At 71.2% G+C, this 22,638-nt stretch carries 22 protein-coding genes; 13 read left to right on the plus strand and 9 right to left on the minus strand.

The features are described from left to right. Positions 1–166: 166 nt before the first annotated feature. Entirely contained in the window at positions 167–2,989 is a 2,823-nt protein-coding gene (locus NDW01_RS37010) for a family 20 glycosylhydrolase (RefSeq protein WP_252829053.1), read from the minus strand. Between the two features lie 246 nt (positions 2,990–3,235). On the opposite strand from NDW01_RS37010, the gene NDW01_RS37015 reads away from it, so the two are divergent. The 8 genes from NDW01_RS37015 (at position 3,236) to NDW01_RS37050 (ending at position 6,962) form a co-directional block, all read left to right on the plus strand. Beyond that, positions 3,236–4,015 (plus strand): TetR/AcrR family transcriptional regulator, encoded by a 780-nt coding sequence (locus NDW01_RS37015; RefSeq protein WP_308211859.1) that lies wholly within the window; start codon positions 3,236–3,238, stop codon positions 4,013–4,015. 133 nt (positions 4,016–4,148) lie between these two features. Next, the gene (locus NDW01_RS37020) at positions 4,149–4,625 is read left to right on the plus strand and encodes an Asp23/Gls24 family envelope stress response protein (protein ID WP_252829054.1); all 477 of its coding nucleotides are present in this window, start codon (positions 4,149–4,151) and stop codon (positions 4,623–4,625) included. Continuing rightward, positions 4,622–4,933, plus strand: a complete 312-nt coding sequence (locus tag NDW01_RS37025; protein WP_252829055.1) for a hypothetical protein — start codon at positions 4,622–4,624, stop codon at positions 4,931–4,933. The genes NDW01_RS37020 and NDW01_RS37025 overlap by 4 nt, the downstream gene beginning before the upstream one ends. After that, entirely contained in the window at positions 4,930–5,166 is a 237-nt protein-coding gene (locus NDW01_RS37030) for a hypothetical protein (RefSeq protein WP_252829056.1), read from the plus strand. Before NDW01_RS37025 ends, NDW01_RS37030 begins: the two co-directional genes overlap by 4 nt. A 22-nt stretch (positions 5,167–5,188) precedes the next feature. Further along, the gene (locus NDW01_RS37035) at positions 5,189–5,380 is read left to right on the plus strand and encodes a hypothetical protein (protein ID WP_252829058.1); all 192 of its coding nucleotides are present in this window, start codon (positions 5,189–5,191) and stop codon (positions 5,378–5,380) included. Further along, positions 5,377–5,778, plus strand: coding sequence for an Asp23/Gls24 family envelope stress response protein (locus NDW01_RS37040; protein WP_252829060.1), 402 nt, complete (start codon positions 5,377–5,379; stop codon positions 5,776–5,778). The genes NDW01_RS37035 and NDW01_RS37040 overlap by 4 nt, the downstream gene beginning before the upstream one ends. Then, positions 5,775–6,401, plus strand: a complete 627-nt coding sequence (locus tag NDW01_RS37045) for a DUF6286 domain-containing protein (protein WP_252829062.1) — start codon at positions 5,775–5,777, stop codon at positions 6,399–6,401. The genes NDW01_RS37040 and NDW01_RS37045 overlap by 4 nt, the downstream gene beginning before the upstream one ends. A 3-nt stretch (positions 6,402–6,404) precedes the next feature. After that, on the plus strand, positions 6,405–6,962 hold the full coding sequence (locus NDW01_RS37050; protein ID WP_252829064.1) for a hypothetical protein: 558 nt from the start codon (positions 6,405–6,407) through the stop codon (positions 6,960–6,962). Between the two features lie 55 nt (positions 6,963–7,017). Here NDW01_RS37050 and NDW01_RS37055 read toward each other — a convergent pair whose 3' ends face one another. After that, positions 7,018–9,321, minus strand: a complete 2,304-nt coding sequence (locus tag NDW01_RS37055) for an ATP-binding cassette domain-containing protein (protein WP_252829065.1) — start codon at positions 9,319–9,321, stop codon at positions 7,018–7,020. Positions 9,322–9,499: 178 nt separating this feature from the next. On the opposite strand from NDW01_RS37055, the gene NDW01_RS37060 reads away from it, so the two are divergent. Next, complete coding sequence (locus NDW01_RS37060; RefSeq protein ID WP_252829066.1) at positions 9,500–10,003, plus strand: MarR family winged helix-turn-helix transcriptional regulator; 504 nt, start codon at positions 9,500–9,502, stop codon at positions 10,001–10,003. 54 nt (positions 10,004–10,057) lie between these two features. On the opposite strand, the gene mctP is transcribed toward NDW01_RS37060, so the two are convergent. After that, the gene (gene mctP, locus NDW01_RS37065; protein WP_252829067.1) at positions 10,058–11,677 is read right to left on the minus strand and encodes a monocarboxylate uptake permease MctP; all 1,620 of its coding nucleotides are present in this window, start codon (positions 11,675–11,677) and stop codon (positions 10,058–10,060) included. A 3-nt stretch (positions 11,678–11,680) separates the two neighbouring features. Continuing rightward, on the minus strand, positions 11,681–11,914 hold the full coding sequence (locus NDW01_RS37070) for a DUF3311 domain-containing protein (RefSeq protein ID WP_252781700.1): 234 nt from the start codon (positions 11,912–11,914) through the stop codon (positions 11,681–11,683). A 291-nt stretch (positions 11,915–12,205) separates the two neighbouring features. On the opposite strand from NDW01_RS37070, the gene NDW01_RS37075 reads away from it, so the two are divergent. From NDW01_RS37075 to NDW01_RS37090, 4 genes are all read left to right on the plus strand, one after another. Further along, positions 12,206–12,814, plus strand: a complete 609-nt coding sequence (locus tag NDW01_RS37075; RefSeq protein ID WP_252829068.1) for a TetR/AcrR family transcriptional regulator — start codon at positions 12,206–12,208, stop codon at positions 12,812–12,814. Between the two features lie 4 nt (positions 12,815–12,818). Next, the gene (locus NDW01_RS37080; RefSeq protein ID WP_252829069.1) at positions 12,819–13,301 is read left to right on the plus strand and encodes a nitroreductase family deazaflavin-dependent oxidoreductase; all 483 of its coding nucleotides are present in this window, start codon (positions 12,819–12,821) and stop codon (positions 13,299–13,301) included. A 203-nt stretch (positions 13,302–13,504) separates the two neighbouring features. Then, the gene (locus tag NDW01_RS37085; protein WP_252829070.1) at positions 13,505–15,655 is read left to right on the plus strand and encodes an anthranilate synthase component I; all 2,151 of its coding nucleotides are present in this window, start codon (positions 13,505–13,507) and stop codon (positions 15,653–15,655) included. 82 nt (positions 15,656–15,737) lie between these two features. Beyond that, positions 15,738–16,874 carry an amidohydrolase family protein gene (locus tag NDW01_RS37090; RefSeq protein ID WP_252829071.1) on the plus strand — a complete coding sequence of 379 codons (1,137 nt, stop codon included), beginning with the start codon at positions 15,738–15,740 and terminating at the stop codon, positions 16,872–16,874. A gap of 55 nt (positions 16,875–16,929) precedes the next feature. Here NDW01_RS37090 and NDW01_RS37095 read toward each other — a convergent pair whose 3' ends face one another. From NDW01_RS37095 to NDW01_RS37115, 5 genes are all read right to left on the minus strand, one after another. Beyond that, on the minus strand, positions 16,930–17,880 hold the full coding sequence (locus tag NDW01_RS37095) for a PDR/VanB family oxidoreductase (RefSeq protein ID WP_252829072.1): 951 nt from the start codon (positions 17,878–17,880) through the stop codon (positions 16,930–16,932). After that, entirely contained in the window at positions 17,877–19,058 is a 1,182-nt protein-coding gene (locus NDW01_RS37100; protein WP_252829073.1) for a cytochrome P450, read from the minus strand. Before NDW01_RS37100 ends, NDW01_RS37095 begins: the two co-directional genes overlap by 4 nt. A 164-nt stretch (positions 19,059–19,222) precedes the next feature. Continuing rightward, positions 19,223–20,893, minus strand: a complete 1,671-nt coding sequence (locus NDW01_RS37105) for an AMP-binding protein (protein WP_252829074.1) — start codon at positions 20,891–20,893, stop codon at positions 19,223–19,225. A gap of 32 nt (positions 20,894–20,925) precedes the next feature. Continuing rightward, positions 20,926–22,068, minus strand: coding sequence for an FAD-dependent monooxygenase (locus tag NDW01_RS37110; RefSeq protein ID WP_252829075.1), 1,143 nt, complete (start codon positions 22,066–22,068; stop codon positions 20,926–20,928). Further along, a complete protein-coding gene (locus NDW01_RS37115) occupies positions 22,065–22,637 on the minus strand; it encodes a flavodoxin family protein (RefSeq protein ID WP_252829076.1) in 573 nt (190 codons plus the stop codon). The genes NDW01_RS37110 and NDW01_RS37115 overlap by 4 nt, the downstream gene beginning before the upstream one ends. Position 22,638: the final 1 nt, after the last annotated feature.

Below are 22,638 nucleotides of genomic sequence, written 5' to 3' on the forward strand. Positions count from 1 at the left end.
CGCGGATCGCGGACGTCACGAAGGGGAGAAGCTCGGCGGCGCCGATCCGCGCCGCCGCGTCGGCGGCCGCGGCCACCCACCCCACCACCCCGGCGGCCGCCCCCCCCCCCCGCCGATCCCACGGGACCGTCCCTGCCGCTCCCGGTCCGGCTCTACCGATCCGGCTCTACCGGACCAGCGCCCAGGAGGACGGGGACGTGTCCGGAGCGGCCGACGTGTTCGCGCGCGTCGCCCGGTAGATCTCCCCCTGATGGTCCACCAGCGCGCCCGCCGGGTAGGCGGTGCCGGTCTGCCACACCGTCAGGCCGACCGGCGAGATCCGGCTCGTACGCCCGTCGACGGCGCGGGTGCGCAGCAGCACGGTCGGGCCGGCCGTCACCGGTCCGGGGTACGGCCGCCAGGAGGTGCCGTCGGTGGAGTACTCGATCGCCATGCCCGGGTTACGGACGTTGGCGGTGAGCATCCCGTTGCGCACCTGCCCGCCCGGCAGGGGGATGCGGTAGTTCACGCCGACGCCCGGCAGTCCGACCGGCTTGTAGAAGGACAGCAGCGGGAAGGTGACCTGCCCGAGGGTGTTCGAGAAGACGTCCCACGCCGCCGGCATCTGCGCCGTGTCCGGCGTGCGGCGGTTCCAGGCCCGCTCGGCGACGCCGAGGAGCTTGGGGAACGCCTGGTACTCCCGCAGGCCCTCCGACTTGCCGTTCTCGGCGAACAGTTGCGCCTCCATCCCGAGGATGTTCTTGCGGCCCTCGGGCGTCAGCCTCTCCCAGCTCGGGTTCGGCTGGATCGGGTTGCCCCAGCGGTCCTCCGTCGCGCTCGCGTACACGTCGTACGGCTGGTAGGTGAACGTGCTCTTCTCGTCCACGTAGTTGGCCCAGTAGTAACCGGGCTCGTCCGGGTCCTTGTTGTAGGCCAGGTCCATGTACAGGTTCGTGGCGTGCGCCAGGATCACCTGCCGGCCGGTGTTCGCGAAGTGGTACGCCCAGGCCTCCCGGCCCCAGCCCCAGACGTTCTGCCAGGGCAGCGCGATGAAGTGGTCGAGGTTCAGCGTCCGCGGGTCGTCGCGGACGACGTCCTCCCACCCGGCGGTCGTCGGCGCGACCGTCAGCGCGATCCGGTTCCACTTCGTGAAGAAGTAGTTCATCAGCGCGGCGTCGTCCTTGCCGGCCGTCTCCGGGTTGCTCTTGCAGGCGGGCGACCCCTGCCAGCGGTTCGGTCCCGGCGGCTCGTCGCCGCCCAGGTTGAAGGTGTTCAGCGGCGCGCCGGCCTCGGCGTACAGCTTCTTGACCTCGGTCGCGACCTTGCCGAGGAACGCGTAGGTGCTCGGCAGGCACGGGTTGGCGAGGTTGTCGGTGTAGCCCTGGACGCTGACGTGGTTCGAGGTGTCCTTCGGATCCAGCAGCCGGTACGTCGCGTCGCCGGTCCGCTGGTAGCGGTGCTCCATCGACTGCACCGCGGCCCGCGCGTGCGCCGGGAAGTCGAACTCCGGGACGACCTGGATGTGCCGCCGGTTCGCGTACTTCAGGATGTCGACGAAGTCGGCCGTCGTGTAGTAGCCGCTGCCCTTGCCGACGAAGTTCACCGTGTCCTGCTCGAACCCCTGGTACGCGGGCCTGCGCCCCAGGTTGGCCTCGGTGGCGTCGCGGGCCTTGTCCGTGACGCCGTCGCCGCCGCCGAGGTCGTTGCCCGAGCCCATGGCCTGGTGCAGCTGCGTGTTCCGGTCGAGGTCCAGGCCACGGTGCGCGCCGAAGCCGGTCAGCTCGGGGAGCCCGGGGATCTGCAGCCGCCAGCCCTCGTCGTCGGTGAGGTGGAAGTGCAGCCGGTTCAACTTCAGGTACGACATGAGATCGAGGAACTTCTCGATCGTCTGCCTGGTCTCGAAGTGCCGCGCGACGTCGATGCCCATGCCGCGGTATCCGAACAGCGGGGCGTCGGCGATCGTCGCCTGCGGCACGGCGATCTGCGACGGCCGGGCGCCGCGGGCCGCCGCCGCGTACGCGGACACGGGGATGAGCTGGCGCAGCGTCTGCACCCCGTAGAGCACGCCGGCCGCGTCCTTGCCGACGATGTCCACGCCGTGGGCGGCCGCGCGCAGCGTGTAGCCCTCGGTGTCGGCCTTGCCGTCGTGGTCGACGTCCAGCTTCGGGTCCACCGACAGCCGGATCACGGTCCCGCCCCCGTCGCCGCGGCCGCCGCCCTTGACGACGTCGCGGAGCGCCGACCGCAGGTAGCCGGCCTCGCCGGACAGCCCGGCCGAGTGGCGGATCGCGGTCCGTCCGCTGATCGTCACCGTGCCCCGGCCGGCGGTGGCCGACAGGGGCTGCGGGACGAGCCGCTGCTGCAGGCTGAGGTTCGCCTTCTGCGCGGTGTCGTCGGCGTACCGCGTCGCCGCGGTCTGGACGGGCCGGTTGTCGCCGGAGAACGCCTTGGTCTGCTTCGGATCGGCCGGATCCAGCAGTGCCTTGGCGGGCACCCACTCGGCGGCCCCGCCGCCGAAGGAGATGCTCCAGCCCGCGGGCGCGTCGGTCTTCTGGATCGCCCAGAGCTCGAAGTTCATGTCGATCTTGCGGCGCTCGCCCGGCTTGAGCGGTGCGAACCCGCTCGTGGGCGTCAGGGCGTAGAGGTCGCCGCTCTGCGCCCGGTCCGCCCGGGCGACCGCCAGGCCCTGGGCGGCGAGCTGCGCACGCGCGGTGTCCCCGGCCGCGCCGGACAGGACGGCGGCCGGCTGGCGCACGGAGTTGAAGTACAGGGTCCAGCCGCCCGCGAGGGAACACCGGCCGCCCCCGTTGGCCAGTGTGAGACGGGCGAGGTAGTACTGCGCGTCGGTGACGGTGTGGTCGATCGGCTGGAAGGTGACGGACAGGTCCCGCCCGTGCGGGTGGCACGCGCCGGGCGTCGCGTGGGCGGGGGCCGTCGTGAAGACGAAGGACGAGGTCAGCGCGGTCGCCGCCAACAGGCGGAGCGCTGCCGATCTGATGGGGATGCTCATCGTGGAAGGTGCCGCTCTCCTGGGAGTCCGGTAGGGGCCATCGTCGCCCGATGGCTGGGCGTTGAAGAGGCGCAGCGGGGGAGAGGGACGGTCACGGACCGTCGCGCGGCCAGGGCTCTAACACGAGACAGGAAACTAACCTGTTTAATTTTTGCGGCGCAATGAGCCGACCTGCTCCGGCCATGAAGATCGCGGTCAGGCCCTCTGACCACGATCGGTCAACGGACCCGGGTCTACGCTCGAACCGTGATCGACGGCGTACGAGACGAGGGAAGCGCACCACGCGGCGGCGACGACGCGCCCGGGGAAGAAGCGACGGCGGGCACGAACGCGCCCGCCCGGCACCCGCACGCGACGCCGAGCGGGCGGCCGGCTGCCACGTCGAGCGAGCGGCCGGCTGCCACGAAGCCGTTTGGCCAGGTCGCTGCGACGACGCCGAGCGGGCGGGCGGGGCGTGACCCGCGCCGCCGCCGGGCTCTGCTCGAGGCCGCGGACCGGATCATCCTCCGTGAGGGGCCGGAGGCGTCGATGGCCGCGATCGCGTCCGAGGCGGGCATCAGCAAACCAATCCTTTACCGGCACTTCGGCGACAAGTCCGGCCTCTACCAGGCCCTCGCCGAACGGCACACGCGAGCCCTGATGGACAGCGTACGGGCGGCCTTCCTGCGCCCCGGAGACATCCGCACGCGGTCGCGGGCGGCGATCGACACCTACCTCGCCGCCATCGCCGCCAACCGGCACCTCTACCGCTTCCTCGTGCACCGGGCCAGCGCCGAGGACACCGCCACGCACAGCGCGATGGGCACGGTCATCCGCGGCCTCGGCGGCGAGATCGCCGACATCCTGCTCCGGGAGGGTCTGCTGCCCGACCCGGTCCGGGTGCACATCTGGAGCCACGCCACCGTGGGCATGGTCCAGGCGGCGGGGGAGTGGTGGCTGGACCACCCCGACGTCCCGCGCGAGACGGTCACCGACGGCATCGTCGACCTCCTCCTCGACGGCCTCCCGGAGGCCACCCGCCGCTGACCCCCGGGAGCGCAGCATGACGGTTCGGGCGGTTTGTCCGGGTGCGCCACGGGTAGGGCGAGCCGTGACAGGGGGCGAATCCAACAGTGGCCGTCGCGAGACCGGTGTGCGTCTCGCGTGGGAGGGGGGCCACATGAGTGCTGCGGAGAGCGGGAAGACGGCCTCGGCGGTCTCCGAGTCCAAAGGCGGCGCGGTGACCGGCCGTACGAGCGGTGAGCTGGTCGGCGAGCACGGCAGGACGTCGATCGCGGACGCGGTCGTCGCCAAGGTCGCCGGCATGGCGACCCGCGAGGTCCCAGGGGTGTACGCGATGGGCTCGGGCCTGTCCCGGGCGGTGGGAGCCGTCCGCGAACGTCTTCCCCGGGCCGGTGGTCCGAGCATCACCCGTGGCGTCATGGTCGAGGTGGGCGAACGGCAGACCGCGATCGACCTGGACATGATCGTCGAGTACGGCGTTTCCATCCCCGACCTCGCCAACGGCGTGCGGCGCAATGTCATCAGCGCCGTGGAGAAGATATGCGGACTCGAGGTGACCGAGGTCAACATCACCGTGGGCGACGTTCACCTCCCGGACGAAGAAGCCGAACCGGCCGAGCCACGGGTCCAGTGACGCTCTTCGGCGACCCCGTCGACACCGCCGAGGCCGGGAGGCTGGCCGACCGGATCAGGAAGGCCGTGACCGGCTGCGCGTCGGTCGCGCGACTCGCCGCGGGTCCGGTCGCCACCTATCTGCCCGGTCGCGCGGTCCAGGGAGTGGCCGTGGGAGAGGGCGAGGTGCGCATCGCGGTCGTGGCCGTCTACGACCGGCCGCTGGCCGAGGTCGCCGACCAGGTGCGAAGAGCAGCGCGGAGCGTGGTACCGGAGTGGCGGATCGATGTGGCCATCGACGACATCGAGGTTCCCGGGCGGCACGGGTGAGAGCGGATCGGCACGACTTCAACCTCTGGGTGCGGGCCCATCACCCGGATGTGGGCGGAGACCCGGAGCGGTTCGCCGCCGGCCTGGAACGCTGGCGCGCCGGCGCCGCCACCGGCGTCGGCGCGAAGACGTGGGGGACGGGGAACGTGACGGTGTTCCGCTCCCGGGGCGGGCTGTGGCCGCTCGCCCGCTGGGCGAGGCGCCGGTGCGGGGCGAAACGGCACCTGGCGTGAGGAATGCGGGGGTGTGAAAGGCATGGACGAACTGCGCTGGTGGCCGGTGGTCGGTCTGGCGTTCGGAACCGCGCTCGGATTCGCCGGTGCGTTCGGCGGCGTCGGCGCGTTCCTGATCGTGCTGGTGCTCGGGGTGGTCGGCCTCCTGACCGGGCGAGCGATCATGGGCGATCTGGACCTGCGCGAACTGATCGGCGGCCGGAGGCACTCGTGAACCCCGCGCCGGCGGTGCCCGACGAGCGCGCCGCAACGGAGGCGGAGACCCGGGGTCACACCACGATCACCGCCCGGGTCGTGGAGAAGATAGCGTCCCGCGCCCTGACCGAGGTCGAGGGAGTCCGCGGGGCCGCCGGGCGGTTCGCGGGTCTCCCGTTCGGAGGCGGCACGGCGGCCGCCGCACCGCGCGTGCGGGCCCGCGTCGACGGTGGGCTGGCGATGCTGCGGATGCGGATCCGCGTCGCCTACCCGGCGCCGATCCGGCAGGTGACCCGTGATCTGCGCGCCCTCGTCATGTCCCGCGTCGGTGAACTGACCGGCCTGCGGGTACGCCAGGTCGACATCGACATCGCCCGGCTGACACCGCCCGGGCGAGCCGGCGGGCGGCCGCGGTGACCGCCCCGGAGCAGGACCGCCCGGCCGAGGCGACCGCCCCGCTGCAGGGCCGGCCGCCCGCGGAGATGTCCCGCCGCGAGCGTCGGCGCGCGTTCCGGCCGCGCCGCGCGATCCCGGCCATCGTGACGGCCGCCGCGCTGGCCGCCGCCACCATCCTCATCGCCGTCGAGGTGATCACGGCGCTGGTGTCCCACCGCGCGGGCAACGTGCTGCCGGTGCCGTACCTGGCGCGGCTCGGCCGCGACACGCGCTGGGCCGACCCGCTCGCACTGGCCGTGGCGGCCCTGATCGCGGCGCTCGGCCTGCTGCTGCTCCTGCTCGCGCTGTGGCCCGGACGCCCGCGGGTCATCGCGCTGGCCTTCGACGACCCCGCCGCGCTCGTGGGCATCACGGTGGCGGGGCTCCGGCGGCAACTCGCACAGGCCGCCCGGACGGTCGACGGCGTCACCGGCGCCCGCGTCAGGGTCCGGCGCGGCGGGGTACGGGTCCGGGCGGTGAGCCCGCTCCGTGACCCCCAGGGCCTGGCCGAGCAGGTGGAGCACGCCGTCACCGGGCGGATCCGGGAACTCGCGCCGCTGCACCCGCCGCGCGTACACGTCACCGTCCGCCACCGGGAGGACTGACCCATGCTCCGCCGTACCGCACGCCGGAACCGCATCGGCCTGGCGATCATCGGGCTCATCCTGTTCCTCGGCGGCCTCACGGCGTTCATCCGTGGACTCGGCCTCTACCCCGGTGTCCTCGGAGCCGCCCGCAGACCGGTCACCGACCGGGCCACCCGTGCCTTCGTCGACGGTCATGTCTGGTTCTGGGCCGCACTGGCCGCGGTCGCCATCGTGATCGGAATGGCCGCCCTGCACTGGCTCATCACCCAGGCCGCCACCGGCGTCCAGCGGACGATCCGCCTGGAGGACGACCCGCGGGAGGGGATCACGGCTCTCCCCTCCCGCGTAGCCGGCGACGCCGTCCGGAACGACCTCCTCGACAGCCCCGACGTGCGGAGCGCGGCCGCGACGTTCACCGGAACCCCGGCGCACCCGTGTCTCCGCCTCACGATGACCCTGGAGCCGGACGCCGATCCGGCCGGCGTCGAGGACCTCATCCACCCGGCCCTCCGGCGGCTCCGCCAGAGCGTTCAGGCCCCGGACCTGCCCGCCATCGTCCGCATCCGCACCGGCCGCTGACCGGGCCCCGTGAGCCCCGCCACGCGCCTCGCCGCGCGGCCCCGCCGGCCGGCCGTCATTTCGGCGCCGAGTGCCCGGCCCGGCGGAGGTCCTCGGCGAGGCACCGGCCGGTATGCGATCCCTCGGCGGTGAGGAGGCCGTCCGGCCTGCCCTCGTACAGGACGCGCCCACCGTGCCGGCCGGCCTCCGGCCCCAGGTCGATGACCCAGTCGGCGTACTTGACGACGTCGAGGTCGTGCTCGATCACGATGACCGTGTTGCCGCCGTCCACCAGGCGGTCGAACAGGCGGAGCAGGCGGCGGGAGTCCGCCATGTGCAGCCCGGTGGTGGGCTCGTCGAAGACGTAGACGACGCCCCGGTCCCGCAGCCGGTGGGCGAGCTTGAGCCGTTGCCGTTCGCCGCCGGACAGGGTGGACAGCGGCTGCCCCAGGGTCAGGTAGCCGAGTCCCACCTCGCGGAGGAGGGAGAGCCTGCTGCGAATGCGGGCGTCGTCGAAGAAGCCGTGCGCATCCTCGGCCGTCATCGCGAGGACGTCGGCGATCGTCCTGCCCTGAAGCGTGTGACGCAGTGCCTCTTCGTTGTACCTGCGTCCGGCGCAGCGCTCGCACACGGTCGTCACCGGGTCCAGGAACGCCAGGTCCGTCTCGATGTATCCCCGGCCCTGGCATTCAGGGCACGCGCCGGTCGAGTTGAAGCTGAACAGTCCGGGGTCCGTGTCCGAGGTACGGGCGAACAACCGGCGGACGGCGTCCATCACGTCGAGGTACGTGGCCGGGGTGGAGCGCGTCGAGACGCCGATCGCGGACTGGTCCACCACGACGGTCTCCGGGTGCTGCGCCGTGAACACCTTGGAGATCAGGGTGCTCTTCCCGGATCCGGCCACGCCGGTCACGCAGGTCAGCACTCCGGTGGGAACGCCGACCGTGATGTCGCGCAGGTTGTGCAGGCCGGCGTTACGGATCGGCAGGGTGCCGGTGGGGGTTCGGTACTCCCCCTTCAACCCGGGCACGGTGAGGAGGCTCCGGCCGGTCGGCGTCCCGGCCCGGCGCAGCCCCTCGACGGTGCCTTCGTAGATCACCTGACCACCGTCGCCTCCCGCGCCCGGCCCCATGTCGACGACGTGGTCGGCGCTCTCGATGACGGCCCGGTCGTGCTCGACGACCAGCACGGTGTTGCCCTTGTCGCGGAGGGCGCGCAGCAGGCCGGTCATCCGGCGCACGTCGCGCGGGTGCAGGCCGACGCTGGGTTCGTCGAAGATGTAGGTGAGGTCGGCCAGGCTGCTGCGCAGGTGCCGTACCAGCTTCAGCCGTTGGGCCTCGCCGCCGGACAGGGTCGAGGTCTCCCGGTCCAGGCTGAGGTAACCGAGGCCGACCGCCTCCAGGCCTCGCAGGGCCGCCACGGCGGCCTCGGCGACGGGCCTGACGGCGGGCGCCTCGATCCGGGCGAGCCGGGGGATCAGCTCACCGACCTCCAGGGCGGCGTAGTCGGCGATGTTGTCCCCGTCGATGCGCGAGTCCAGCGCCGCCCGGTTCAGGCGGGAGCCGCCGCAGACCGGGCATGGCCCCTCGACGACGACCTGTTCGACCGCCGTCCGATCCCTGGCCTTGAGACCGTCCAGCCCGTCCTTGAGATAGCGGCGTTCGAACCGGGGGACGATCCCCTCGTAGGCGTTCTTGTAGACGCCGTTGCGGCCCGTTCGGTCCACCGTGAACCCGCTGCCGTACAGCAGCAGTTCCCGGTCGGCGTCACTGAACTCACGGATCGGCAGATCCGGGTCGAACAGCCCGGACTCGGCGTACAGCTGCCACAGGAATGTGCCGGGCGCGAACGCCGGAAACCGGATCGCGCCCTCGTTCAGGCTCTTGTCCTCGTCCAGCAGCCGGCCGAGGTCGACGCGGACCGTGGAGCCCAGGCCCTCGCACTCTTCGCACATCCCGCGCGGGTCGTTGAAGGAGTACGCGTGCGAGGGGCCGGCGCTGGGCCGTCCGTGGCGGGAGAACAGCACCCGCAGGATCGGGTTGATCTCGGTCATCGTGCCGACCGTCGACCGTGCGTTGCCGCCGACGGGCCGCTGGTCGATGACGACGGCCGTGGACAGGTTCTCGATGACCTCGGCGTCCGGTCGCTCGTACCGTGGCAGCCGGTTGCGGATGAACCACGGGAACGTCTCGTTCAGCTGCCGCTGCGACTCGACGGCGATCGTGCCGAAGACCATCGAGGACTTCCCCGAGCCGGAGACGCCGGTGAAGACGGTCAGCCTGTGCTTCGGGATGCGCAGGTCCACGTTCTTGAGATTGTTCTGGCGGGCGCCGCCGAGGACGATCACGTCACCGGGATGAGCGCTCGGGTCATGCGTCATGGGTTCGTCCCCCCAGGGGTCAGCAGACCGGTGAGACCGGACCGGCTGGACACGGGATATGGTTTCCGATTGGAAACCATATCGGCGTCCGCCCTCACAGCCCTCGCTAAGCCGCGCGCCTAGGATTGATCAGTGCCGGCGGATCCGCCGTCCTCGTCATCCGAACCGGGGGTCCTCCATGACGACATCCGGCACCCCACCGGAGATGCCTCTCGGCGAGCCCGACGAACTGGAGAACGCCCTGTCCCATCTCCAGTGCGTCCTGGTGGCCCGGCGGGCGCTGACCAACCCCGAAGGGGTCACCTGGCAGCAGTACGACGTGCTCGAACTCCTGCGCATCCGCGGGCCGATGATGCCCTCGGCGCTCAGCACGGCCCTCGGCGTCTCCCGGCAGACGATCTCCAAGGCCCTCCGGGTCCTCAAGGACCTCGGACTCGTCGGCCAGGAGACGGCCGGCGCGGACCGGCGCGAGCTGACCACGTTCCTCACCGCGGAGGGGCGCTCCTTCCTCGCCCGTGTCGCGCACCAGCGCCGGGAGAACGCCCGGACCGTGACGGCCGCTCTCACGCCGGCCGAACGCGCGCTGTTCACGGAGCTCTGCGCGAAGGCGACGGCGGCGATCGAGGCACTCAGCGGCGACGGCGCGTCCCTGCGAGCCGCGTCCTCGGCCCCTTCACCGTGAAACGGCGGCCGCCCCGATCGGGGCGGCCGCCGTCTGCGCGGGAGACCGACCGGGTCAGGCGAGCTCCGCCTCGATCTCGCGGCTGCCCGCGGCGACCCGGGGGTCGCCCTCGTCGGCGTAGTAGTCGTCGGCGCGGGTGGCGTCGACGCCGTCCGCGGCCTTGACCGCCTTGAGCACGAGGGTCGCGACGATGGCGACGACCAGGTTCACGAGCAGCGCCAGCATGCCGACGTAGACCGTCACCTTGCTGTCGAACCCGAGATCGCTGAGCGGGTACGCCGAGCCGCCGAAGTGCGCCTTGTGGGTGGCGGGGTTCGGGATCCGGTACAGCATCCACAGTCCCGTCGCGAGGCCCGCGACCCAGCCGGCCATGAGGCCGCCGCGGTGGAACCAGCGGGTGATCAGACCGAGGCCGACCGCCGGGAGCGTCTGCAGGATGATGACGCCGCCGATCAGCTGCAGGTCGATGGAGAACTGCGGGTCGAGCAGCAGGATGCACGCGACCGCGCCGACCTTGACGACCAGCGAGACCAGCTTGCTGACCTTCGCCTCCTCGGCCTCGCTCGCGTTCCGGCGGAAGTACTCCCGGTAGATGTTGCGGGTGAACAGGTTCGCGGCGGCGATCGACATGATCGCGGCGGGGACGAGCGCGCCGATGCCGACGGCCGCGTACGCCACGCCGGCGAACCAGCTCGGGAACATGTGGTCGAACAACAGCGGGACGACCGTGTTGCTGTCCGGCTTGCCGCCGGAGGTGAGCGGCTTGATGCCACCCGCGATGGCCATGTAGCCGAGCAGCGCGATCAGGCCGAGCACGAAGCTGTACGCCGGCAGCGCCGCCATGTTCCGCTTGATGACGTTGCGGTTCTTGCTGGCCAGCACGCCGGTGACGCTGTGCGGGTACAGGAACAGCGCCAGCGCCGAGCCGAGCGCGAGCATCGCGTAGTTGAGCTGGTTGTTCGCGTTCAGCAGGGTGCCGTCCGCCGGGGCCGGCGTCTTGTCGAACTTCGTCTGCGCGGCGCCGAAGATGTGGCCCCAGCCGCCGAGCTTGTGCGGGATGTACAGCACCGCGACGATGATCACGATGTAGATCAGCGCGTCCTTGATGAACGCGATCAGCGCGGGCGCCCGCAGGCCCGACTGGTAGGTGTAGGCCGCCAGGATCGCGAACGCGATCACGATCGGCCAGTGGCCGGTCACGCCCATCGCCTTCAGGGTCGCCTGGATGCCGACGAGCTGCAGCGCGATGTACGGCATCGTCGCGACGATCCCGGTGATGGCGATGAGCAGCGCGAGCAGCGGCGAGCCGAAACGGGCGCGGACGAAGTCGGCGGGTGTGACGAAGCCGTGCACGTGCGACACCGACCACAGGCGGATCAGCACGAGGAAGACCAGCGGGTAGACGACGACCGTGTACGGCACGGCGTAGAAGCCGGCCGCGCCGGCGCCGAACACCAGCGCGGGCACCGCGACGAACGTGTAGGCGGTGTACAGGTCACCGCCGATGAGGAACCAGGTGATCCACGAGCCGAAGCTGCGGCCGCCCAGGCCCCACTCGTCGAGGGTGTGCATGCTGTCCGGGCGGCGCCAGCGGGCCGCCACGAAGCCCAGCGCGCTGACCAGGACGAAGAGGACGATGAAGACGATGAGTTCGGTGAGGTGTCGGCTGGACATGCCTCAGTCCTCCTTCGAACCCGGGTCGCGCCGCGTCATCAGGTACACGACGGTCGTCGCCGCGACGCCGAGGATGATGAACGCGAACTGAGCCCAGTAGAAGAAGGGGAATCCGGCGAGCCGTGGCTTGTCCTTGTTGAAGAGGAAGGTCAGGAGCGGCACGACGACCGGAAGGACGAGCAGCCAGTTCCAGGGGCTGCGATCGCCGCGACGAGGCCTGGGTGTCGTCTCGGCCAAGGGGGGTCCTCCTTGGTGCGTCAATTACGCGATAAGGCCGCCCAGGGGGCATTCCGGGCAGCCGTAATCGGATTTCTCACCACGAATTCCACCAGCGCTAAGTCTCGGTTAGGTCTCGGCAGCGTACGGCTTCGGCCTCTGACGTGCTCGGGAACGCGCGCCCCCGGCCGACGCCCCCGGGGGTGCCGCCGGTCGACGCCCCCCGGGAGGTGCGGCCGGGCTCCGTGGTCCGTGCGGATCGTGTCTCGGTGGCGTCGTCGCCGCCGAAGGGTTCCGTGCTAACTTGGTCGAATGACCAACTTGGTCGATCGACCAAATTCGCCACGCGGCGACCGCCGCCGTGAGCAGCTGGTGGCCGCCGGGGTCGCGTTGCTGCAGCGCGACGGATGGCCCGGCGTCACGACGCGCGCCGTGGCCGAACACGCCGGCGCCCGCCCCGGTCTGATCCACTATCACTTCGGTGGCCTGCCCGGCCTGCACGCGGTGATCTTCCGCCGTGCGACGGACCTCATCATCGAGCCGTTGGTCACCGAGCTCCTGGCGGCTCCGGACGAGCGGGCGGCGCTGGCGAGGATGCGGACGATGATGCCCCGGGTCCCGGCGGACGAGGCGACGACCAGGCTGGCCGCGGAGCTGATCGTGGGCGCGACGCGCGACCCCGCCCTCGGTGTGGTCCTCCGAGACGAGCTTCGCCGGGCCCGTGCGCTGATCGCGGACCGTCTCGGGGAGTTGCATCCGGCCTGGCCGCCGGCCCGGCTCGCCGGGGTGGCCACCCTGATCACGGCCTCGATCGACGGGCTGATGCTGCACCACATGATCGACTGTGAGCTTCCGGCCCGCGAGGCGCTGTCCGCGGTGGGGGAGCTGCTGGGCCACGAGAACGACCACGGAGAGGACTGAGATCGTGGAGATCGTCAAGCACGTCGCCCCGCCGACCGGGCTGCGCCGCAGGCTGTGGCGCCTTCCCATCGGTCTGTACCGCATCGGGCTCGGGCCGCTGCTGGGACACCGCGTCATGCTGCTCACCCACACCGGCCGCGTCTCCGGCCGTCGCCGTCAGGCCGTGATCGAGATCGTCGAGCACGACGGACACGGCTACGTCGCGGCGTCCGGGTTCGGGAGCCGCGCGGACTGGTACCGCAACGTCATGGCCACGCCCGAGGTCACGATCCAGGTCGGCGGGCGGACCATCCCGGCGACCGCCACGCCGCTCGACACCGATGAGGGCGCGAGGATCATGGCCGCGTACGCGCCGCGCCACCCGGCTGCGGCCCGGCGCCTGTGTCAGATCATGGGCTTCGCCGTCGACGGCAGCGTAGAGGACTACCGCGAGGTCGGGCGGCACATCCCGTTCGTGCGATTCGTGCCGCGTGGGAGCCGTGCCTGAGGGTCCGCCGGGACGTGGCATGTCCCGGTGGCGCCGCCGGACCGGACCGGGTAGCCTTCGGCCTATGCGAACCCAGTCGACCCAGTGGTGGTGGCGCCGCTAGGCGGCGCGGGTTACGCATTCTCTGACACCGCAGCGACCGCCTTCGTCCGGCGGTCGTGTCACCTCTCCGCCGGAGAAGGCCCGACATCGAGGGGCCGATCGTGGAGACGACGACGGAGTATGTGACGGCGGGGGGCGTACACGTCACACGCACCGACACGCCGGTGGACCCGGCACGCAAGAGCGACGCGCTCGACGTCCTCGTCGAGGCCGTGGGGACGCGTCGTGGCGGCGTGCTCAGCTCGGGCATGGAGTACCCCGGCCGGTACAGCCGGTGGCACATGGCCTACGTCGACCCCTGCCTGGAGATCGTCGCGCGCGGCCGCCGGCTCGCGGTCCGCGCCCTGAACGACCGCGGTCGCGTGCTCCTGCCCGCCGTCTCCGCGGCCGTGTCCGCCACCGGCGAGCCCGTGGACGTCCCCGACGGCATCGAGGTGTTCGTCCCCTCCACCGACGAGGTGTTCACCGAGGAGGAGCGCAGCCGCCGCCCCACCGTCTTCACCGCGCTGCGCGCCGTCACCGACCTGTTCCGCGGCGAGGACCCCCACCTCGGCCTGTACGGCGCCTTCGGCTACGACCTGGCCTTCCAGTTCGAGCCCATCCGGCTGAACATCGACCGCCCGGCCGACCAACGCGACCTCGTCCTCCACCTCGCCGACGAGATGATCGTCGTGGACCGCAAGCGCGAGACCTCGGCTCGCATGTCGTACGACTTCGAGATCGGCGGCGTCAGCACCCGCGGCCTGCCCCGGGGGACCGAGCCCACGCCCGTGCCCCGCGCCGCCGAGCTGCCGCCGCAGCCGACACCGGGCGCCTACGCCGACGTGGTCCGCGAGGCCAAGGAGAAGTTCATCCGCGGCGACCTGTTCGAGGTCGTGCCCGGCCACGTGATGTACGCGCCATGCGAAGAGCCGGCGGCGTTCTTCGAGCGGCTCCGGGTCACGAACCCGGCCCCGTACGAGTTCTTCTTCAACCTCGGTGAGGGCGAGTACCTCGTCGGAGCGTCCCCGGAGATGTTCGTGCGCGTCACCGGGGACCGCGTCGAGACCTGCCCGATCTCCGGGACGATCCGGCGCGGCGGCGACCCGCTCGAGGACGCCGACAACATCCGCGAGCTGCTCAACTCGGCCAAGGACGAGTCCGAGCTGACCATGTGCACCGACGTCGACCGCAACGACAAGTCGCGGGTCTGCGTCCCCGGCAGCGTCAGGGTAATCGGCCGGCGGCAGATCGAGATGTACTCCCGGCTGATCCACACCGTCGACCACATCGAGGGCCGGCTGCGCCCGGGCTACGACGCGCTCGACGCGTTCCTCACCCACATGTGGGCGGTCACCGTGACCGGCGCGCCCAAGACCTGGGCGATGCAGTTCATCGAGGACCACGAGGAGACGCCCCGCCGGTGGTACGGCGGCGCCGTCGGCTGCATCGGCTTCGACGGCTCCATGAACACCGGCCTGACGCTGCGCACCGCGCAGATCCGGGACGGCGTCGCCGCCGTACGCGCCGGAGCGACCCTGCTGTACGACTCCGACCCCGACGCCGAGGAGCGCGAGACCTACCTGAAGGCACGGGCGCTGCTCGAGGCGCTGTCCCCGTCCGGCCGGGACGAGACCGCCGGCGGCGCTCCGGCGCGTGAAGGCGCCGGCGAGGGGATGACCGTCCTGCTCGTCGACCACCAGGACTCCTTCGTCAACACGCTCGCGGACTACTTCCGGCAGCAGGGCGCGGACGTGACCACGCTCCGGTTCGGATTTCCGGACAAGATGCTGGATGAGATCCGGCCCGACCTGGTCGTGCTGTCGCCCGGCCCCGGACGGCCGGCCGACTTCGACACCGCCGGCCTGCTCGACGCCGTCTACGCCAGGGAACTCCCGGTGTTCGGCGTCTGCCTCGGCCTGCAGGCCATGGTCGAGCACGCGGGCGGTGAGCTCGCCCTGCTGCCCGAGCCCGCCCACGGCAAGCCGGGCCGGGTGGTCGTCGACGGCGGCGACCTGTTCGCCGGGCTGCCGGACGAGTTCACCGCCGCCCGCTACCACTCGCTGCACGCCAAGGCGGAGCAGGTCCGCGGCGGGTTCACGGCCACCGCGATGCTCGACGACGTCGTCATGGCGATCGAGGACCCGGCCAACGGGCGCTGGGCCGTCCAGTTCCACCCGGAGTCCATCCTCACCGCCACCGGGGAGACCGGGCACCGGATCATCGCCAACCTGCTGCGCCTGTGCCGCGAGGCCCGCCGGCCTGTGGCATGAGGGACCGGCCGTACGGGCCCAGGCCGCGAGGTCCGGCGGCGGCCCTGGCTTGAGTGGCCGGCCGTACGGGCATTGATCAGGCGTGAAGGCAGGCGACGCGCTCGACGAGGCACTGTCGATGCCGCTCGTCGACCAGCACTGCCACGGCGTGCGCCGCGACGACCTCGACCGGGCCGCCTTCGAGAGCCTCATCACCGAAGGCGGCCCGTCGCCGGCCGGCACCACGCACTTCGACAGCCCGGTCGGCCTGGCGGTCCGCCGCTGGTGCGCGCCGGTCCTCGGCCTCGAACCGTACGCAGAGCCCGAGGCCTACCTCGACCGGCGGCGGGAGCTCGGTGCCGAGGAGGTGAACCGGCGGCTGCTGCGCGCCGCCGGGATCGCCGACTTCTGCGTCGACACGGGCCCGGCGGACGAGGCCATGCTGACGCCCGCGGAGATGGGGAGCCTCGGCGACGCGCGAGGCCACGAGGTCGTACGGATCGAGAAGGTCGCCGAGGACGTGGCGGGCCGCTGCCCACCGGCGACGGCGTACGCCGCCGAGCTCGCCGACGAGCTCGCGCGCCGCGCGGACCGGGCCGTCGGCCTCAAGACGGCCGTCGCCTACCGGTACGGGTTCGACTTCGATCCGCGCCCGCCCGCGCCCCGTGAGGTCACCCAGGCCGCCTCGCGCTGGCTCGCCGGGCCGAGGCGGCTCACCGACCCGGTGCTGCTGCGGCACGCGCTGTGGACCGGCGCGGACATCGCCGGCGACCGCGAGCTGCCGCTGCAGATCCACACCGGCATCGGCGACACCGACCTGACCCTGCACCGGGTGAACCCCGCGCTGCTCACCGACTTCATCCGGATCGTGCCCGCGCCCATCGTCCTCCTGCACTGCTACCCCTACATCCGGGAGGCCGCCTACCTGGCCGCGGTGTTCCCGCACGTGCACGCCGACCTCGGCCTGACGGTCACCTACACCGCCGCGTCGTCGGCCCGGGTGATCGCCGAGTTCCTGGAGATGGCGCCGTTCCACAAGATCTTGTTCAGCACCGACTGCTACGGCCTCGCGGAGCTGTGCCACCTCGGCGCCCACTTCTTCCGGCGGAGCCTGGGCGCCGTGCTCACCGAGCGCGCGGGGGAGTGGTCCTCGGCCGACATCGTGCGCATCGCACGCCTGATCGGCGCCGACAACGCCCGCCGCCTGTACTCCCTGGATCAAAACCAGTGCCGCGTCTGAAGAGGTTCGCTTCGTTGACGATCTCGCGTAGATGACAGGCCGGCTCGCGATCGTGTCAGAGGTCGAGTACGAGCTGGGGCGTGCGGGACCGCGAGACACAGGGCAGGATCCGGTCGCCAGCCGCCTGCTCCTCTTCGGTCAGTATCGAGTCACGGTGGTCCGGTCGGCCGTCGAGGACGGCCGTCTCGCAGGTGCCGCAGGTGCCTTCCTCGCACGAGGTGAGCACGTCGATGCCTGCCTCGATCAGCACATCGACGATGGAACGGCCGGCAGGCACCGCCAGCTCGGCGCCGGTCGAGGCGATTCGCACCGTGAACGGGGCATCCGGACCCGAGGAATCGATGTTCTTCGGCGAGAAACGTTCCGTTCGCAGTCGCATTCCGCGACGTGTGCACACTCCCTCGGCGGCGGAGATCAACGCCTCAGGACCGCAGCAGTAGACGTACGCCTCCCGGTCGACATCGTCGAGCGCGGAGTCGAGATCGATCAGACCGCATTCGTCGAAGGGGAACAGCCGCACCCGGCTCGCGTCGATGGCCTGAAGGTCTTTCACGTACGCCATGGACGCTCGCGTTCGGCCGCCATAGTGCAGCGCCCAGTCCGCGCAGTCGGCGGCAACCCGGCGGATCATGGGCAGCAGCGGCGTGATCCCGATCCCGCCCGCCAGGAACACGTAGCCGGGGCCCGTTTCCAGCGGGAAGTGGTTGCGCGGGCCGCTGGCAAGGACCCCGTCGCCCTCATGGAGCCGTTCGTGCAGCCATGCCGATCCGCCCTGGCCGTCGGCCTGTCGCAGGACGGCGATCCGGTAGCCGGTGCGATCGTCCGGGTCACCGCACAGCGAGTACTGGCGGACGATCCCGGCTCCGGTCACGACATCGATGTGGGCGCCTGGACACCAGGACGGCAGTTCGTCGCCGTCGACCGGGCGCAGCTCGAACTCGACCACGTCGAGCGCGACGGTCGTTCGCCTGCCGACGGCGAGCCGGAACTCGCGGGGACCGTTCATGCGGCGTTCTCCGGGGTGAAGGCCACAGGTAGCGCGAAGTGGGTCATCAAAGATCCGCCGATCAGCCCGCTCTCGACCGGCTCTCTGTCGAGGCGGAGGTCGGGCAACCGGTCGAGAAGGCGGGTGAGGGTGATCCGGAGTTCGGCCCGGGCGAGGTGCTGGCCCTGGCAGACATGGGGTCCCGCGCCGAAGCTGACGTGCCGGTTCCGGGTGCGGTGCGGATCGAACTCCTCCGGGTCCGCGAATTCCCGCGGATCCCGGTTGGCGGCCGCGAGGTCGAGGAGGACTCGGCCGCCTTCGGCGAGTTCGTGGCCGCCGACCTGGATCGGGCGCCGGAGTGTACGGGCGAACAGCTGCAGTGGTGTGGTCAGCCGCAGACTCTCCTCGATCACCTGTGGCAGTCGGCGCCGATCGGCGATGAGGTCGTCTCGCAGGCCGGGGACGGTCAGCACGTGCCGGATGAGGCCGCCGAGGGCCGAGCCCGTCGAGTGGTGGCCACCGAGGATATAGGCGAGCAGCAGCCCGGTGGCGCCCGCTTCGTCGATCTCCTTGCCGCTGACCACGCCGCCGGCGATCTCGGTGAGCATGTCGTCGCGAGGGTTCTCACGGCGGTCGGCCAACCAGCGCTGTGTGTGGTCGGAGAACTCCGCGAAACGTGCCGGGAAGTCCTCGGAACCCGCAGCGGCGAACAACGCCGCCGCGACGCCGCGAGCGCGCACCGCCTCGGTCTGGTCCAGGCCGATCATCCGCCCGATCACGATCGCCGGCAGTGGCTCCGTGAGCCGGTCTACGAGGTCGGCTCTGCCGATGGTCGCGAAGTCGTCGATCAAAAGGTCGGCGACCTCGGTGATGACCGGTTCGAACGCCCGTACGGCGCGCGGGGTCAACGGGCCGTTCAGGACTCTGCGCCACTCGGAGTGTTCGGGCTCGTCGAACTCCAGGGCGGGGATCGGTGGCAGCAGCTCATTGGGCGGGATGTGCACACCGTCGGCCGAGGAGAACGACCCGGTGTCCGTCAGCGCCGCGCGGACGTTGTCGTAGCGGGTCAGGTAGTCGAATCCGCCATGCCGGTCGCTGTGCACGACCGGGCACGCTTCCCGCATCTCCGTGCGGGCACGACGGACCTCATTGGCGGGCAAGGTTCCGTGGAGGTGATCGAAGGCGGGATCTGTTGTCATGACGGCTCCTTCCTCTGCGCTGGCGGCGGCGAGTGTGGTGGGGGTCGGCTCGACGGTCTGTCCGCTGCGCGCGGGCCTGTCCGCCGTGCGCGAGGCATGCGGGGTGGTCGACGGCGGGCGTGGGCGTCGTCGACCGGGCACTCGGCCGCGGCGCCCGGTGGGTGCTATCTCGGCGCGGCTCCGAGCGTTTCGGCGATCTCCCGCAGGCGGCGGCGGTCGATCTTTCCGACCTGGCTGACCCGCGGCATCTCAGGGAGCACGACCAGCCGCTCCGGCCACTTGTACTTGGCGACCTGGAGGCGGTCGAAGTGGGCGCGGACCTCGGCGAGATCGATCTCCAGTCCGTCCCGGGTCACGACGAAGGCGCAGGCCCGTTCGCCCAGCCGGACGTCGGGCATCGCCACCAGGGCAGCCTCGGCGATCGCATCGTGGGAGCCGAGGAGGAGTTCGACCTCCTCGGTGTTGATCTTCTCGCCACCGCGGCTGATCATGTTCTTGATGCGGCCCTCGACGGTGTAGCAACGGACGCCGGCGATCGTCCGCTCCGCCATGAGGTCGCCGCTGCGGTAGAAGCCGTCCGGGGTGAAGGCTCGCCGGTTATGTTCGGCCGCGTCGTAGTAACCGTGCAGGGTGTACGGGCCCCGGGCACACAGCTCGCCCACCTCGCCGGGCGCCACCTCCTTTTCGGTCCCGGGTTCGTACAGTCGGATCTCGTCCGCGGGCGAGATCGGTATCCCGACGCTCGCCGTGCGGGCCTCGATCGGGAAGTCGAGCGGGGTGGTGAGGCAGAGTCCCTCGCTCATGCCGAAGATCTGGCCGCACCAGATCCCGTGCGCGTCGAGCGCCGCCATGTACCGGGTGGGCACCTTCTTGCCGCTGAACAGAACCCGCCGGAGCGTGGTGGCGGCGGCCAGGCCCGGATCCAGGGCCAGCTCGAAGGCGAACGGACCGAGGAGGACGTCCGTCGCTCCGTTCCGGACGACGAGGTCGAGCGCGGCCGATGCATCGGGAACTCCCAGCACGAGAGTCGCCCCCACGCTATGCGGACCCTGCAGGCCGATGATGATGCCCGCGTTGTGCACGATCGGCATCATGAACGCGATGCGGTCTCCGGGGCCCCATCCCATCGCGCGGGCGAGGCTCACACCGTAGTGCCAGTACGGGGCCTGCAGGCAGGGGATCACCTTCGGCACACCAGTGGTGCCACCGGAGAGCTGGAACGCGGCCAGCGACTGCATGCCGAGTCCGGCCTGGATGGCCTCGACGATCCCGCGGGCCTCGGCGTCGTCGATCTCGTCGCCGAGGCCGTCCAGCTCGACGGCTCGGGAGTCGTCGGCCGGGCCGTCGGAGACGAGGACCGTGCGCTCCATGCCGGCCGCCTCGGCCTGTTGGAAGGCGAATCCGACGAGGTCGAAGCGAGGGTCGCGGGCCGCGACGAGGTGCGCGATCGGACGGGTCTGGCGCGCGATCTCCCCGATCTCGTGCCCGCGGTGCAACGGCAGCGTGCACACGGGCACGAGGCCCGCCTTGAGCAGCGCGTACCAGGCGATCACGGTGTTGGCGGTGTTGTGCACCTGCATCAGAACGGCACCGCCGGGCTCCAGCCCGAGCCGATGAAGGCCTGCGGCGCGCCGGTCGGTGATGCGGTCCAGCTCGGCGAAGGTCAGCCGTGTGTCACCGCAGATCAGTGCCTCCCGGTCGGCGTGTGCCTGTGCCGTGATGTGCAGGTGCTCGGCGATGGTGGGCGATTCCCACAACCCCTCGCGGACGTAGCGGGCCTCCTCCTCGGCCGGGTAGAGGACGAGCTTGCCGGGGGTGTCGGGTGCGAGCGTCATCGCGTCTGTCTCCTCTGCGGTGCCGGGCGGGGTCAACGCAGGTCACGCTCGTAGCCGAGGACGACCTCGCGGTTCTCCCGGCGGAAGTCCCGGTAGGAGACGCGTCCCGTGCGCATCAGGTACTCGATCGCGAACTTCGTCGGATGGGTGATGGTGCGGGACGGGAGCCCCTCGTACCAGGCGATGCTGCGCTTCGCGGCGGTCTGGAAGGCGTCGGCGACGGGCTTGCGCACCCGCTCGAACTCCTTGAGGCCCACCTCGACGTCCCACCCCGCGCCGGCCAGCGCCTGCGTCAGGTAGACGGCGTCACGCATCGCGAACCGGGTGCCGGACCCGATCGATGGATGGACGGTGTGCAGGGCGTCCCCGATCAGGACGAGGTTGCGGTGGGTCCATCTCGCGCAACTGACGAACTTGGTCTGGAACCACGGCGAGTGGTTGCTTCGCAGCGGCGCGCCGTCCAGCGAGTCGCTGAAGAGCCGCTCGCACAGCTCGCGCGACTCGTCCTCGGTCATGTCGGCGAACCCGAGCCGGTCGAACGTCTCCTGACCGACCTCGACGGTGAAGTTGCTCATCTCGGCGGAGAACCGGGAGGCATGGACCATGAGGATCCCGTACTCGCTGTTCTGCAGGATGATCGAAGGCGGGTAGGGCTTCGGGGTCCCATACCAGGCCAGCCAGTTGCTGCCCAGCTCGACGCTGGGCAGGAAGTGCGCGGCGAAGCGCTCGCGGGTCTGGCTGTTGACGCCGTCGGCGCCGATCACGAGATCCCAGGCCGCCATGTCGCTTTCGGTCACCGATGCGTCGCAGTCGTGCTCGATGCTCACCCCGGCATCGAGAGCGAACCCCTCCAGCGTGGCCAGGAGCGACCAGCGGGCGTTGAGGTGGCTGCGGCCGACCTTGACCGGCACGCCGACACCGTCCAGGCTGAGGACCATCCGATCGTGGCGGGTCTCGGTCGTGAGTGCGTCGATCACATCCGCTGCGGCGGGCCGGAGCGCGTCGGCCGCGCTCTCGCTGAACGCCACGCCCCAGCCGTACGTCACGCCGTACGGGTTGCGCTCCCTGATGTGGATCGTGGCCGTGGGGATCGCTCGTTTGACGATGATCGAGAAGAAGAGTCCCGCAGGCCCGGCGCCGACCACCAGAATTCTCAGGGGCTTCCCGGATGTCACTGTCCGCCTCCCCGCCACAACACGACATGGTGGGCGACCCGCTCGCCCAGTGCCGCCGCCGTTCGCAAGTCGCTGTCCTGCATGCCTTCCAGGCCCTGGTCCGAGTTCGACTGCGCCATGGCCCCGGCGTAGGCGCCGAGCCGGTTCAGCTCGGAGGCGGACCCCGTACTGCGTCCGTTGCCGTCCAGCAGGCCGAGCCCGACCCACACCATTCCCTGCTGCATGGCGAAGAGCCAGAGCTGGGTGAGGGTGCTGAGCTTGTCCCCGGAGTGACCGCTGGAGTTGGTGAACCCGGCGGCGAGCTTGCCCTTCCACCCCTGAGCCAGCCAGATCTTCGCGCTGGCCTCCATGAACGCCTTGAACACCGCCGAACCGCTGCCCATGTAGGTCGGGGTGCCGAAGATCAGCGCATCGCAGTGGTCGAGCTGATGGGGATCGGTGGCGACCTCCTCGGCGAAGTACAGCGCGACGTCGATGTCCGCGACCGAAGCGGCGCCTTCTCCCACCGCTCTGGCCTGCGCCGCGGTATGGCCGTAGCCACTGTCGTAGACGACTCCGATGGAGTGCATT

This window comes from Actinoallomurus soli, from assembly GCF_024055715.1.
GTDB classification, from domain to species: Bacteria; Actinomycetota; Actinomycetes; order Streptosporangiales; family Streptosporangiaceae; genus Actinoallomurus; species Actinoallomurus soli.